The organism is Streptomyces sp. NPDC053560 (assembly GCF_044544605.1).
In the GTDB taxonomy this organism is placed as follows: Bacteria; Actinomycetota; Actinomycetes; order Streptomycetales; family Streptomycetaceae; genus Streptomyces.
Map to the genome: position 1 here is coordinate 40,776 of NZ_JBITXI010000005.1, position 13,170 is coordinate 53,945.

A 13,170-nucleotide genomic window follows, 5' to 3' on the forward strand; every position below is an offset into this window, starting at 1 on the left:
ATGCGCAGGCAGTTCGGGCTGGTGTCAAGCAGTGCGCCTCGCTACTGCGATCCGTCGGCCGTCACCGTCTCCTTGTCCTTCTCCTCCACGGTGCTTCCCGGGTAGCGGCGGGACACGGCCTGTGCGGTGGCCTTCGACCCGGACCGGAACAGCACTTTCCCGGTGGTGCCGACGACTTCGTACTTCTGGCGCTTGTCCTTGCAGGCGCAGCCCATCAGGCTTCTCCTTCCGTTGCGGTAGCGGCGTCACCGGCTGCGCTCGCGGTGATCTCCGCTCGTGCCGGGTCGATGACGGACGAGGCGAGCTCGGCGGCCTCGGCGCGGGCGGCCTCTTCCCGCTGCTCCTGACGGCGGTCCAGGGCCTCCAGCAGCACATCCAGCAGCGAGTCGCTGGTGAGCAGCGCAGCGGCGACCGTGTCGACGTCGCCGCTGCCCGACGAGGGTTGTCCGGACGTGTCCGGACGCTGTCCGGGCAGGTCAGCGGCAGTGGGGTGCCCGGTGTTGGAGCCGTGTCCGGACACGTCGGCCTGGTCGAGGGTGGCGCTGGCTGCCGAGGCTGCCAGGGCAAGGTTCGCGCGCTCGGCCACCGCGGTGGCCAGGAGCGGCGAGGAGTGCCCCGGTACGGGCACGGACAGCACAGCGCGGAGCTGCCAACGGCCGCCCGCGCTCTGCTTCATGTGGTAGCTCGGCTGGCACGCGGCGAACACATGCCGGTCCCACTCGCTGAGCCAGGGCGCGGCAGCGCCGGAGAACCACAGGCCGCGCTTGTTCATGCCGACGGTGACGATCCCGGCGACGGTGCGAGAGTCGTCGAACTGGCAGGCAGCCGACTCGCATTCGGCGCCGTCGCGGTGGTGGGGAACATTCATCGTGAACGCCCCGGCCTTGACCAGCGTCCCGTCGTCGAGCTTGAAGCGGGCGCGAAGGAAGTGCGACAAGTCGATGTCGCCCAACGAGTCGATTGTCAAGTGCCGGCCGGGGAAACCGGCGTGCGGCTCGCCAGCCTGAGCGACCCATCCGTAGATCCGGCCGGCGGCGTAGTGCACTCCGCCCGATCCGGGCGGCAGCTCCTCCTCGGTCGGTTCACGGAACCAGGCGGCGGGCAGCGGGTCCGTGTCGGCCATCGCCGACCAGGCGGAGGCTTCCAGCTCCCGCATGCCAGCCGCGGTGGCGTCGCTGTCCTCGTCCTTCTTCCACGGCGGCACGATCGAGTCGTCGTCGTAGGCGTCGGCGATACGCCGGTACAGGGTCTCCACGCGGCCCCGGATGGTGTCCTCCTCGTCTGCGGGAATGTCGGCGCCGCCACGGCCGCCCTGCAACACGGCCGCGATGGTGTAGACGGCTGCGGCGATGATCTCCAGCCGGCCGTCGACGACGTCGGCGAAGGGCAGCTTGTACGCGCCGACGGTCGCCGGGTCGGCGTCGTCGTCGCGGTAGAGGAACGCCGAGCTGAGCTTGGCGGCATCGACCTCGTCGTCCTCGCCGGTGGCCCACGCCAGGACGCGGGGGCGGGCGGCGTCGCCGTCCCATGTGCGGTCTGGGTTCTTGTGCACCGGCAAGTCCAGGTCACCGGAGGCAGATGCGGCCAACTCGTCGTTCTGCGTGGCGGGGCCGATGTAGAGGCCGCGGGAGAGGCGTACGACGTGGCCGTTCTTCGCGGCGCGGCCGAGGTGACCTCGCGCCGTCTCCATCCGCATGCCGAGCGCGCGGGCGACATCGCGGGCGCCGACGGGGACCGGGGCGGCCTGCACGTAGTCGATGACGCGGCGGTGCGCCTCGCTCATCGCGGCGGACAGCTCGTCCGGCTCCTGGACGTCCTCGGGTGGCTGCTCCGGCGGGTCGTCGAGGACGATCCGCGCCCGGTCGTAGGCAGGCATCGCTACCAACGTGGCGCCGCGCAGCCGTGCCCGGGTGACGCGCATCAGCAGGTCCCCGGCTCTCTCGGAGTGCACGACGGTGCCCTCGTCGCTGTCGCGGTCGCCGGCAGACGCGGTGAGCAGCCCGGTCGGTCCGAGCGCGGCCCGTACGGCGGCGGCCGGCACTCGGCCGTCCTTGCCGGTGAGGAGATGTGTGCCGGTCGCGGTGCGGGAGAGCGCAGCGCCGGAGGCGGTCCACTCGGCGGTGGTCGTGGCCGTCAGCGACCAGGAGCCGTCATCGAGGCGCAGCAGCGACGCGGACGGCAGCGATGCGAGGAGCACGACCTCGCCCTCTTCGTCGTCCTCGTCGGTGAGGGTCCGGTCGACGAACTCCATGCTGACGTCGTCCAGGTCGACGGACACGCCGAGCGGCGCCTCCTCTTCGAGGAGCATCACCGCGTCAGCCCCGGCGGGGCGTCCCGGGTAGAGCACGCCGCTGCCGGTGATGCGGTCGCCGTCGCGGGCGATGCTCTGGATGGCGCCGGCGAGCTCGGCGCCCTCGTGGCCCATCAGCATTTCGTCGGCGTGCTGGAGCGGCCACGGGCCGCCGCCTTCCCAGTACAGGGCGCCCGCCTTGAACACGCGGCCGTCGCCGGTCTCGGTGTTCTCGAAGGCGAGCGCGGTATCACCCGGTGTGGACCACGGGCGGGCCGACAGACGGCCGTTGCTCTGTGTCTCTTCGTCTTCCATCGGTGGTGCCTCCTCTTCCGGGCCGAGGGGGATGTCGGTGTGCTCCCCCGCGAAGGCGACCCGGAGTCGGTCGAAACGGATGGGGCCGAGGCGTTCGTTCAGGTACGGGAGCAGGTCCGAGCTGTCGCTGTACGCGGCGCACACGTGGGGCTGCCATGGGGAGTGCTGGACGGGAAGCTCCGGCTGCCGGTGCGTGTCGGCCAGGGCGTCGACGGCGATGTTCCGCGCATGGTCGAGCATCGGCCCCTCGTCGGCGTGGGGGTCGTCGCCGACCGACCACACCCAGCACGGGTTGTCGCCGTCGGCGTTCCACTGGTTCGCCCCGAACGCCCTGCCGTGCACAGGGCCGTCGTCGAGGTGCCCGGCGTGGTGCTGGAGCTGGCCGATCAGGTCGGCACGCTGGTCCTCGGACCAGTCGGCGCCTTCGCCGAGGTAGAACAGCGTCAAGTGCAGCTCGTGGGCGGGTTCGGCGCCTTCGACGTCGAGGGCCAGGCGCAGCGCGTCCTCAGCGCACGGCATGAGGGCGATCATCGCGCCCGTGTACGGGTCGGCTGCGGCGGTCACATCCGGGCGGCCAGCGGCCTTGGCCCGCTTGTCGACCGTCAAGTGCTCGCGCATCCAGGTAAGCCGTTCCTCGAAGGCGTTGCCGCCCGTGGCCGCGCGCACGCTGGCAGCGGTTCGGCGCGTGGGCTCGTACCGGAGACTGCCCGGCTCTTGCGGCCCCTCGTTCACTGCGGCACTCATCGCGTTGATGACCTCCAGCTCGTAGTGCGCCGGCCCCGAGTCGTCTTCGTCTTCCAAGTCCCTGCTCAGGACTCGGCGTACCCGGAACTTGCTGCCGGGCGGAAGGATGAACTCCTCCTCGGTGCTGCGCAGATCCCGCAGGCCGTTCATGTCGGCCATCTGGCTTCCGGCGGGCGCAATGATCGTGAACATGATGGAGCGCTCGTCATTGCCCGCGAGGGACTGCGCGGTGCGCTGCTCCGAGGTGGTGGAGACGAATCCCCGGTCGTGGAATTCGTCGCCTTCGTTCAGCGTGAACGGCGGGCGGCGCGGCGCCCGCATCCCCCGGTAGAGGGTGCGGGCGGCCGTCGTGGGCTCCTGTGCGTCGATCAGGTCGGTCAGGGCGGAAATCTGATGCCGTACCTCTTCCAGGTGCCGGGGGCCGGTCACCTCTTTGGAGTCCTCGCCGTGCCGCAGCACACCGTTCATGCCACGGAAGCTCAGGCCGTTGTAGGCGCCGAGCACGTTCAGGTGCTCCTCTTCGGTGAACCGGTCGGAGCCGAGCCACCCACCGGCTACCCGGGTCAGGCCCCGCTTCTTCTTGTTGCGCCCACTGGGGTGGTACTTGCGATAGCTGGGCCGGCCGCGGGTGCCGTGAAAGGCCGTCGAGGCGTCGGCCCTCAGTTGGGGCTCTACTGCGAGGCGGCAGCGGCAGTTGACGACCAGCGACGGTGGGGCGGTGGGGTCGCCGGGGGCCTGCATCGACACCCCGGCGACCGTGAACGGGTCGGCGAGGAGTTGGACTTGCCCGTCGACCTCATCGTGCGCGTGCCGCACGCGGTCGTCGTGGCGGGTGATCCACTGCTTGACCACGGGCCGGTCGGGGCCGGTCGCGGCCCGGGCGGCGGCGAGCGTCGACGTGTTCCAGGCTCGGGTGGCTTCGGTTCGGGCAACGCGCTCTTCCCGCATGGGGCCAAGGTGGGAGCCTTCGCGGTCGAACGCGGCGCGGAGGCGGGCCCGTAGCTGCTCGGTGTCCTCCCCGGCGTCGACGCCTGCCGCGAGCTCGCGGCGGGCCGCTTCGGCGAGCCGGTCACCGACAGCGCGCAGCAAGTGCTCGGTCGTCTCGACGTACTGGCTGATGCCGTGAGGCAGGGCGCGGCGGTCGTCGTACCGGCCGGGAAGGTCGTCCCAGCCGTCGGGGAGTTCACCGCCGGCGTCTTCGGCTGCCGCGGTGGCGGCGGTCTCGGCGATGCCGAGGAGCCGGCGGATCAGGCCGTCGACCCTGCCGCGCCACATGCGGGCGATGCGGCCGACGGAGAAACGAGCGGCGACCAGTTCGGTGGCGTCGCGTACGGCGTCGGTGAACTCGTCGGCGGTGGCAGTGAGGGCGTCAGCGACAGCGTCGGCGAAATCGCGTTCGGCCTGTTCGAGCTGCGTGTCACGCTCCGGCATCTGTCGCTCCCATCGTGGGATGGGGCGTGGCTCCGCACTTGAAGCAAATGGCCCAACCGCCCGCTGCTCGCGGTTCGCCGTCGATGACCGCCGTCGCGGTGATGACGGTGAGGGCGTCCTGCTCGCAGGCGGCGCACTGCCGTGTGTCGGACTGTAGGTAGACGTTGTCGATGGCGACGTCCTGCTCGTCAGGCACGGTCGATCCTCCTTGCCGGTAGAGGGCCTTCGGGGTCGTCGCAGACTTCGCACCACGACCAGGTGCCGACCGTGGACACGCCCTCGGGGGCGAGGAGCAGCAGGTCCGCGGTGACGTGGGTCCACGCCTTGCACGTGGGGCACCAGGCGGAGCGCAAACGCCCCGCGTGGAGGGACAGGTCACCGCGCGGTAGCTGTGTGGCCGCCGGGCGGCGCCGGGGGCCGGTCACGGCTCCTCTCCCACGCATGCGGTGAGGACCGTGGGGACTAGGCGGTATTCGTGCTCGACTCCGGCGGCGATCAGCTCCCGCGTGTAGTGGTCGAGGGACGCGGTCAGGCAGTCAGCGTTCAGGCCGTAGCGGGTGGCGATCTCGGGGACGCGTGCCCACGCCCCATCGAGGAGGCGCCATTGCTCGACCTGCTCGGGCTGTACCGACAGCAGGGTGTGTAGCCGGGCGGCTTCCACGTCGCGGGCGCGGGCGCGTTCGGACCGGGGGCAGGCCGGGGTCTTGCGCAGCTTCTCGCCGGAGGTGGTCAACGCGGTCCAGATTAGGCCGTCAGCAGCGGCGAGGAGTCCCGGGCCGGCGGCTGCGGCAGCCGACGAGGGCAGGGTGTCCGGCTCGGCCTCAGATTCGTCGACAGGCAGGTCCGGCTTCGGGGGCGGCGTCTCTTCGCCCTCGTCGGCCTGGTCCTCATTCTCCTCGTCGTCGGGCTGCTGCTCTTCTGCGCCGGGGGCGTCGGCGTCGTCGAAACCGGTCTCGCGGCGGAGCGCTTCGGCGGAGATGACGCCCCGGTCGAATGCCTGCAACGCCGTCTCCGAGCGGTTCGTGCGGACCCGCAGCGGGCTGGTGTCGTACCAGACGAGCCAGCGGTGCCAGTCCGGATCGCCTTCGGATTCGAGGATGGGCCGGAGCCATTGCTGCGTGAGGGCGTACGCGACCGTGCCGAGCTTTGGTTCGATGCCGAGGCGGATTGCCTCGCTGGTCAGCGCCCAGGCGCCCCAGTGGTTGACGTCGCCGAGGCCGAGCAGGATCTCGGCGGGGATCTCCAAGCCGGTGGCGAACCTGCGTACAGCTTCCTCCCGCAGCTTGAGGGCGAGTTCGTCGAATTCGGACTCGAAGGTGACGTGCTTGAAGTCGCTGATGGTGTCGGCGGGCAGCTCCAACAGGATCGGCACCGTCGCGGCGGCCGACTCCGGGTCACGGATCGCCGTCTCGGCGATCGTCATGAACACCTCGATCAGATCGTCTTCGGCGTCGCCTTGCTGGCTGGACGGGAAGCGCGTGCCCTTGGGAACGAGGAGCAGGCCACGGCCGGTGATCCGCGAGCGGGCAATGGCCTTCACGGCGGCGTTCAGCAGCAGCAGCTCCTCGAGGAGTTCGAGGCTCGACCTCACCGGGCTGTCCGCTTCGATGGCGCGCTCCGGGTCGGAGTCCCACACGCGGATCGCTACCGGCCCGTCGGGGTCCATCGTTTCCGGGTCGCCCTCGGGGATGGGGACCTCGTCGCCTTCGATCTCGGCGATGAGCTTGCCCTGCTGCTGGCGTACTTCCCGCACCGACAGCACACGCCAGTCGTGGCCGTCCTCCGGGCTGTACGGGCTCAGTACCTCACTGTTGGGGCGGACGACGATCCAGCCCTCACCCGGCACGGTCAGGTGTTTACCGAAGGAGCCGAGCATCTTCGCTTGCCCGTCGGGGCCGCCGGCGATCTGGGCGACGATCTCGGCGGCCAGGTGGTCGTCGGGGGCCGGCTCGATCGTGCCGTCATCGGCGCGGCGGCCGGCGTACAGGCGGGCGCCGGACATGGCGTTACCGATCCACGAGGCAGCGAAACGCACTTCGGGCACCTGGTGGTACATGTCGTAGGCGCGCTGCTGCCACGACTGATCCCCCGCTCCCCGGCCCCGGATCTTCCGCGCGGTGTACCGGGAGGCGGCTGCGGCGAGCTCGCGGCGGGCCATCAGGCGTCGTCCTTGCGTGTGTCGTCCCAGCGGTTGAGGAGTACAGCGGCGCCGGCGACGGCCAGCCACTCGATGCCGTGGACGAGCAGCGGCGCCTCGTGCCAGGTGCCGGTGGCCAGGAGCCACGTCAAGAGCAGCGCCCCGGCGACCCACCAGCCGGTGCAGTACACGCAGGAGATCAGCGTCACCGCCCAAGTGCGGACCGTCGACTCGGGGCGCTTCTGGTGCCAGACGTCGACGCGGTCCCGGGCCGGGTCAAGGATCGAGTCGTGCACGACGAGTTGCGTGCCCCGATACCCGGCCAGGGCCAGGAGCGCGACTTCTGGAAGGTGGAGCACTGCCGCCCCCTATGCGGAGATCATCCGGCCAACGTCAGCGGTGCATGATAGGCCAACGCGAGGGGCGCACTCCGGCGGTAATTCCGCAGGTCAACCCACGGATTCCGATCAAAAACATGGTGCGCGTGCCGGGGGAGGACGCGCGCTTCGTTCCCGCCCCCAGTAGAGTCGAACGCATGACCGAATTGCCGCGCGATGTGCCTCGCCTACGCAGTATCGAGCGGTACCTGCTGGTCCAACTCGCCGCCGTACAGCGGGCGCTCCAGGAGGCCGAGAACAGCATCACCACGAAACCCGACAGCTCCCCGCCGCGCTGGGGCATCGCCTGGAAGCGGGCACCTGTCGGGCAGACACGGGTCGGCATCCTGCACCGCGCGGACTGCTGGATGGCCCCGCGCGAACTGCTGGACGCCCGCGCCGTCTTCGAGGCCCGCCGCCAGGAAGGCCGGCGCATCGAGCCGTGCGACTCCTGCAAGCCGCACCTGCCGTGACCGGCGCAGGCCCTAGAACAGGGCGGCCGTCATCTCGTCGTCGACGACGTCGGCGCACGGGAGTTCGGAGACGTCGAGTTCAAGCTGCCGCGCAGGCAGCGGCATTTCGATCATCTCCAGGGAGCCAGGGCACGACACCAGCGGCTCACCCGGTATCCGCAGCACTCCGGTGTCGTCGTGCCGCCACAAGCGGCCCTTGCTGATGCGCCCGGGAACCGGCCGGGCGGCGATCGGCCGGGAGCAGCGCGGGCAATGAGCTTTCGGCAGCTTCATGACGTCAGTGTGCCCGTGCGGGCCGACACCGCGCAGCAGCGTTCCGCGCAGCCGTCAGCGGGGCTCCGCGCCGTGCTGCTCCTCGTAGTGCTCGGCGATGGCCGACTCGATACGCGCCCGCTGCGCATCACCGCGCGCAGCGGCACGCGCGGTGAGTGCGTCGCTGACATCCGTCGACGCCGGGTCGGCGGGGAGTACCACCCGGAACCGCTCGCGGGCGGCGTCCAGGCCCGGGTTCACGTCGTAGTGGAATCCGCAGCCGCGGGGGCAGCGGCAGCGGACGATGCCGCCCGGCAGGAACTCCGGCGTGGGGATGATGCTCAGCTCCGGAGGCTCCTGCTCTTCGGCGTCGCGCCGTGCTTCGATCACCTCGGCCATGGCCTTCCGGTCGTCCAGGCTCCGCGTGATGCTGTCGATTTCGCTGCCGTCCATACGCCGAGTGTCCCACCGTCAGCGGGAGATGCGGCGCTCGTACGGGCCGGCCGTCTGCCGTCCGGTCGGTGCCTGCGGCAGCGGGGCGTGAACGATGGCGCCCTGGTTGGCCTCCGGGATCAGGCCGTACACGAGAACCGTTGAGGCGTCGATCCGGCCCGGGCTTTCCGGGTCGGTGGGCATCCACGTCGCCCACTCGCGCTCAAGGTCGGTGAACACGCCGCGCAGCCGCACCTTGTCCTGCACCATCTGCTGCGCGACGGGCTCGGCCCTCAGCAGCTTGCCTTGCTTCGCGCGTACGGTCTGCACGGCCGGGGGCAGCACCTTCGCGGGGATCTCCCCGGAGGCTTGCAGCGTCTCCCACGAGGTACGGATCGCCAGCGAGCACATGTCCCCGCCGTAGTTGACCTCCACGTAGATGATCGCCGCGTCCGTCTCGTGCGCGAGGCGGCACGCCGCGGTGGACCAGTCCGCCGACGACATGACGCCAGACCGGTCGTGCGTGATCCACACGCGGCTGTCGTCTCCGAGGTAGCCGCCGATGACACCCGCGACGTCCCGGCCGCCACCGGACGGGTCGACCGCCACGGCGATCTTCTGCGGCTCCACGCCCGCATCGCTGTCGCGGATCAGGCGCATCAACTCCTCAGACACCAAGGCCCCTTCCGCCGGTTGTGGGTCGCCCTGAGCGAGGGCGTGCCAGTCGCGGACGATCGACGTGCTTTTCATGTCCCGCCACCACGCGACGAGCGCTACCCGGTCGCGGGTGGGGATCTTCGGGTGCGGCAGCGGGTCGCCGGGGGCGCGGCCGAGCGGGTCGGGGCCGAACTTCGGGTCGGCGACCGCGGGGAGGTGGATGACGCGCCACCGGCCGCCGTCCTCCAGCCGGCCCTCTTCGGCTAGACGGCGCCCGGCGAAGTCGTCCACGTGCCAACGGGTCTGAATCGCCACCACCGCGTTCCGGTCGGGCTGCAACCTCTTGAGCGCGGTGGAGCTGTACCAGTCGTGCAGCGCCCGCCGGGATGCCTCGCTCTCGGCATCCGACCTGTCCTTGTGCGGGTCGTCCACGATGAGCAGGTTCACGCTGTGGCCGGTGAGGCCCTTGCCGACGGACACCGAGCGCACACCGCCGCCGCTGGTGACCTCCCAGTCCTGCATGGCGCCGGAGCCGGCCTTCATCTTCAAGCCGTACTCGGCGCCGTACTCGTCGACGTAACCGCGGATCGCCTTGCCGCGCCTCAGCGCCAGGTCGTCGGAGTAGGAGGTCACCGCGACCCGGTCGCCGCCGTGCACGGCCAACCACCAGAACGGGAACCACTCCGCCACGCTGGTGGACTTGCCGACCTGCGGCGGGGTCAGCACCAGCAAGCGGTCGTACTCACCGCGTTCCACCTCTGCCAGGGCATTCCCAATGACCCGCAGGTGCGGACGCATCCGGAACGTCGGGTCCAGGCCACGCGCGAGCGTCACCGGGTCGCGCAGCAGTTCCCGGCTGACGGACTGCTCGGCGGCGGTGAGCTGCTGGTACACCGTCAGGTCGTCAAGGTATGGCAGTTCCTCGGCGTAGGCGACGCTCACGCCGCGCCCCCTTGCCCGCCGGCCGGGTACGCCTCCTCGTCGTCATCGTCTCTGCCCTCCACGGCCTGCACGCGGCGGGTGACGGCGGCAGCCATCTCCGCGAGGCGAGCACGCCGCTGGTCGGCGGGCAGGTCTGCGAACTCGGCCAGCCGCCCGGCGAGCGGGCTCGTCGACTGGTCGGTGACGACGACCGTGTCCGTGGGATCGCCGAACAGGGCGCGGCGGTGCCTCATCGCGACGTCCATGAGCCGGATCAGGTCGCCGACCGTCATCTCCTGCGCGTTGAGCTGCGGCAGGCGTTGAGCGATCTTCCCGATGGCCGCGCCCAGAATGCGGGCGTCCGCCTCGGCCGCCTTGCGGCGCTCTTCCAGCCACGTCGCCTCGTACAGCTTGTCCAGGTGCCGGTCGTACGCCTCGGCCCGCTCCAGCCACCGGAACTCGGCGCTCGCCTTCCGCACGGTGACGGGGTGCCGCTGTAGCAGTTCCGCAGTCCTCGGTAGCGTCCGGGCGCGGCCTAGATCCCGATATGTGACGAACTGCCCGTGCCGTTTCGGGGTCTCGCCGGGCTGCTGTTCCCAGGGCGGTAGTGCCGGGTCGAGGGTGATGGGCGTGGCGGTGCTCATGTCGTCTGCGCGGGTTCAGCGGGGGTGCGGTTGAGGCCGGACAGGTACTCCCCCGCCAAGCGCTCGAGGAGGCGCCAGCCCTGGCCCTGCTCGATCTCGCCCCTGCCCTCTGCCGCGGCGATGGCCTTGTTGAGCGCGACGGCGGCGGGGGCCGGCAGCGTGCGGGCGCCGAGGACGGTCTCCAGGCCGACGCGGCCGGTGTGCAGGGCGTCGCCCTCGGGTGAGGTGTAGCCGGCCTGGAGGTCGGTCAGGTGGCGCTCGGCGATGCAGAGGATGGCGTGGAGGGCGGTCGCGACGTTGCCGACCTTGTGCGCGGCGTGCGCGGAGGCGAGCGTGTCGAGTGTCTGGTCGTAGTCGGCGCGGGCGGCTAGCCAGCTTTCGTTCTGGCCCATGCGGGCGTCGTTGAACGCCTGGCGCGCGGCCTCCAGCTCGTTGGGGAGGAAGACGAGGCTCACGTTGGCGAAGTCCAAGTTCGCTTCCGACAAGCCTTCGGGGCTGACCTCGGCGAGGAGGTTCAGGCTGTCGTCGTCCAGGCCGGAGTAGGCGCGCCAGTCGACGTCTTCGATCTGGTCGTACAGCTCGCGGAGGGTGGCCGGGTCGTCCTGGCCGTTGATGCTGTTGTGCGAGAGCTGACGGGCCAGCAGCTCGTCTTTCTGCTGGGGGTCGTCGATCAGCATGCAGTCGATCTCGGGCAGGCCGACTTCCCGGGCCGCCGCGGTGCGGTGGTTGCCGGACAGGATCAGCTCGCGGCCCTCTGCGTACTCGCCGGCGCCGTAGATGAGCGGCACGGAGGTGAGGCAGCCGTCTTCGCGCACGTTGGCGACCAGGCGGTCCCACTCCTCCTTGCGCATGAACCGCGCGTTCATGGCGAGCGGGGTGAGCTGGCGGGGATCGCGGCGGACGAGGCGCGGCCGGATCTTCGGCTCGGGCGGGATCGTGTCGCTCATCGGGTCGTCTCCTCCTCGAATGCGCGGGCAGCGGCTTCGGCCATGCGGGTGACGAAGGCCGCGGAGCCGCGTGCGTCGACGGCCATTTCCTTCACGCGCCGACCGTCGCGGATCTCGTGGAAGGTCAGGTCGGCGCGGTGGATGGGCGCGGCAGGACCGGCGTCCTCGTGGGGTGTGCTCATCGGGCGCTGTCCTTCTTGATGTCGCTGCCGTGCTTGCGCTTCCACAGGGCGAGCGCTTCCGCCAGGTCGTAGCGGCCGAGCGGGCCGTCGTACTGGAGCTGGTAGCGGTGGATGCCGTCGCCCTTGTCGCCGGGCTCGCTGCGCTTGTGGAGCTTCACGCCGGGGATGCCGCGGCCGTACTTCGCGCTGTTCGGCCGGTCGGTGAACGCCGTCGTCGACCAGCCGGTGAGCCGCTTGGACAGGCTGCGCTGGAGCAGCAGTTGCGCCTCCTTCGTGGAGGCCGCCATCACGATCAGCTTGGCCAGGCGCCGGTACTTCGTCCAGCTCACGGGGAAGTCGCTCATCAGGTACGCGGTCGCCGGGTCGAACTTGGGCGGCAAGTACGCGAAGGCGCCGATGAGCTTGCCGTCGACGGCGACGCCGCAGGCGAGGAGCGGCGACCCGGGCTTGATCGTCTTGGACATGAACTGGCTGCGGATGCCGGCGAACTGGCCGCCCGTCAGGATGTGCAGGGTCATGCGGTCCCCGAGGTCGTCGTCGACGCCGATCTTCGGCATGGGGATCGCCTCGACGGGCTGCCGTGGGCGCACGATGCGCTTCGGCCCTCCGGCGGCGTACACGTAGATCGGCAGGCCGCGGTTCGCGGTCTGCACGACACCGGCGAGTCGGTGCCGCAGATCCGGCCGTTCGATGTGCAGGCCCAGGACCCAGTTCGGGCGGTCCTGCACCTGCCCGATGATCTCCTCTTTTCCGTCCTCGGTGAGCTCGCCGAACTCCGGCTCCGGCCAGTCGAAAGCGGCGTCGATGCTGGCGAACTGGCTGGTGTAGTCGCCGCTGTAGAACGGCGGGAACATCACGACGGGCGCCTCGTCGGGCACTTCGTCGTGCAGGTAGGCCCGCACGTCGCCGGCATAGAACGAGCCGAGCGACGTCTCCAGGGCGCGGAGCTTGGTGACGGTCCTCTCGTGCATGCGCGGCCACTGAGCGCGCGTGGCGTCGAGCATCCGCCGGTAGTACGTGCCTTCCTTGCCGACGTACTGGAGGAAGCGTGTGCCGAGCATCAGCGTCGCCAGCCGGTCGGTGCGGTCCTCGCAGTACGGCCGCACCCAGCCCAGTTCGTCCTCGTACTCGGGGCGCAGCTCGTACGGCAGCTCGTCGCCCGCGAGGAACCAGCCGAGCGCGCACGAGTACGCGGTGATGTCGTTGCCGTGGACCGGCCGCGTTTTCCCGAACCGGCTGTGCAGTACCCGCTCGATGGTGAAGTTGCCGCTACAGCCGACGTAGATGCCGGTCTCCGGCCAGGCCCCGGCGTGCTCGTAGATGATCGAGCGGAGGGGAGCCGGGATCGATCCGTGGAACATGGCGCCC

At 70.6% G+C, this 13,170-nt stretch carries 13 protein-coding genes; 1 reads left to right on the top strand and 12 read right to left on the bottom strand.

Annotated features, from left to right (window positions below; genetic code table 11):
* Positions 1-41 precede the first annotated feature (41 nt).
* The 5 genes from ACIGQF_RS12690 to ACIGQF_RS12710 all read right to left on the bottom strand — a co-directional run bounded on the left by ACIGQF_RS12690 (position 42) and on the right by ACIGQF_RS12710 (position 7,276).
* Positions 42-215, bottom strand: coding sequence for a hypothetical protein (locus ACIGQF_RS12690; protein WP_399708810.1), 174 nt, complete (start codon positions 213-215; stop codon positions 42-44).
* The gene (locus tag ACIGQF_RS12695) at positions 215-4,780 is read right to left on the bottom strand and encodes a phage minor head protein (protein ID WP_399708813.1); all 4,566 of its coding nucleotides are present in this window, start codon (positions 4,778-4,780) and stop codon (positions 215-217) included. The genes ACIGQF_RS12690 and ACIGQF_RS12695 overlap by 1 nt, the downstream gene beginning before the upstream one ends.
* Entirely contained in the window at positions 4,767-4,976 is a 210-nt protein-coding gene (locus ACIGQF_RS12700; protein ID WP_399708816.1) for a hypothetical protein, read from the bottom strand. The genes ACIGQF_RS12695 and ACIGQF_RS12700 overlap by 14 nt, the downstream gene beginning before the upstream one ends.
* 225 nt (positions 4,977-5,201) lie before the next feature.
* Positions 5,202-6,938 carry a hypothetical protein gene (locus ACIGQF_RS12705; protein ID WP_399708818.1) on the bottom strand — a complete coding sequence of 579 codons (1,737 nt, stop codon included), beginning with the start codon at positions 6,936-6,938 and terminating at the stop codon, positions 5,202-5,204.
* On the bottom strand, positions 6,938-7,276 hold the full coding sequence (locus tag ACIGQF_RS12710; protein WP_399708821.1) for a DUF1360 domain-containing protein: 339 nt from the start codon (positions 7,274-7,276) through the stop codon (positions 6,938-6,940). The genes ACIGQF_RS12705 and ACIGQF_RS12710 overlap by 1 nt, the downstream gene beginning before the upstream one ends.
* A 176-nt stretch (positions 7,277-7,452) precedes the next feature.
* Between ACIGQF_RS12710 and ACIGQF_RS12715 the strand changes: the two genes are divergently transcribed.
* On the top strand, positions 7,453-7,767 hold the full coding sequence (locus ACIGQF_RS12715) for a hypothetical protein (RefSeq protein ID WP_399708824.1): 315 nt from the start codon (positions 7,453-7,455) through the stop codon (positions 7,765-7,767).
* Between the two features lie 12 nt (positions 7,768-7,779).
* Here the strand turns inward: ACIGQF_RS12715 and ACIGQF_RS12720 are convergent, their stop codons facing one another.
* From ACIGQF_RS12720 to ACIGQF_RS12750, 7 genes are all read right to left on the bottom strand, one after another.
* Positions 7,780-8,040, bottom strand: coding sequence for a hypothetical protein (locus ACIGQF_RS12720; protein ID WP_399708827.1), 261 nt, complete (start codon positions 8,038-8,040; stop codon positions 7,780-7,782).
* Positions 8,041-8,094: 54 nt separating this feature from the next.
* Positions 8,095-8,472 (bottom strand): hypothetical protein, encoded by a 378-nt coding sequence (locus tag ACIGQF_RS12725; protein WP_399708830.1) that lies wholly within the window; start codon positions 8,470-8,472, stop codon positions 8,095-8,097.
* Positions 8,473-8,490: 18 nt separating this feature from the next.
* A complete protein-coding gene (locus tag ACIGQF_RS12730; RefSeq protein WP_399708833.1) occupies positions 8,491-10,050 on the bottom strand; it encodes a hypothetical protein in 1,560 nt (519 codons plus the stop codon).
* Positions 10,047-10,508 carry a hypothetical protein gene (locus tag ACIGQF_RS12735; protein WP_399708836.1) on the bottom strand — a complete coding sequence of 154 codons (462 nt, stop codon included), beginning with the start codon at positions 10,506-10,508 and terminating at the stop codon, positions 10,047-10,049. Before ACIGQF_RS12735 ends, ACIGQF_RS12730 begins: the two co-directional genes overlap by 4 nt.
* A gap of 161 nt (positions 10,509-10,669) precedes the next feature.
* A complete protein-coding gene (locus ACIGQF_RS12740; protein WP_399708839.1) occupies positions 10,670-11,620 on the bottom strand; it encodes a ParB N-terminal domain-containing protein in 951 nt (316 codons plus the stop codon).
* Complete coding sequence (locus ACIGQF_RS12745; protein ID WP_399708842.1) at positions 11,617-11,802, bottom strand: hypothetical protein; 186 nt, start codon at positions 11,800-11,802, stop codon at positions 11,617-11,619. Before ACIGQF_RS12745 ends, ACIGQF_RS12740 begins: the two co-directional genes overlap by 4 nt.
* Positions 11,799-13,163 (bottom strand): hypothetical protein, encoded by a 1,365-nt coding sequence (locus ACIGQF_RS12750; protein ID WP_399708845.1) that lies wholly within the window; start codon positions 13,161-13,163, stop codon positions 11,799-11,801. Before ACIGQF_RS12750 ends, ACIGQF_RS12745 begins: the two co-directional genes overlap by 4 nt.
* Positions 13,164-13,170 lie beyond the last annotated feature (7 nt).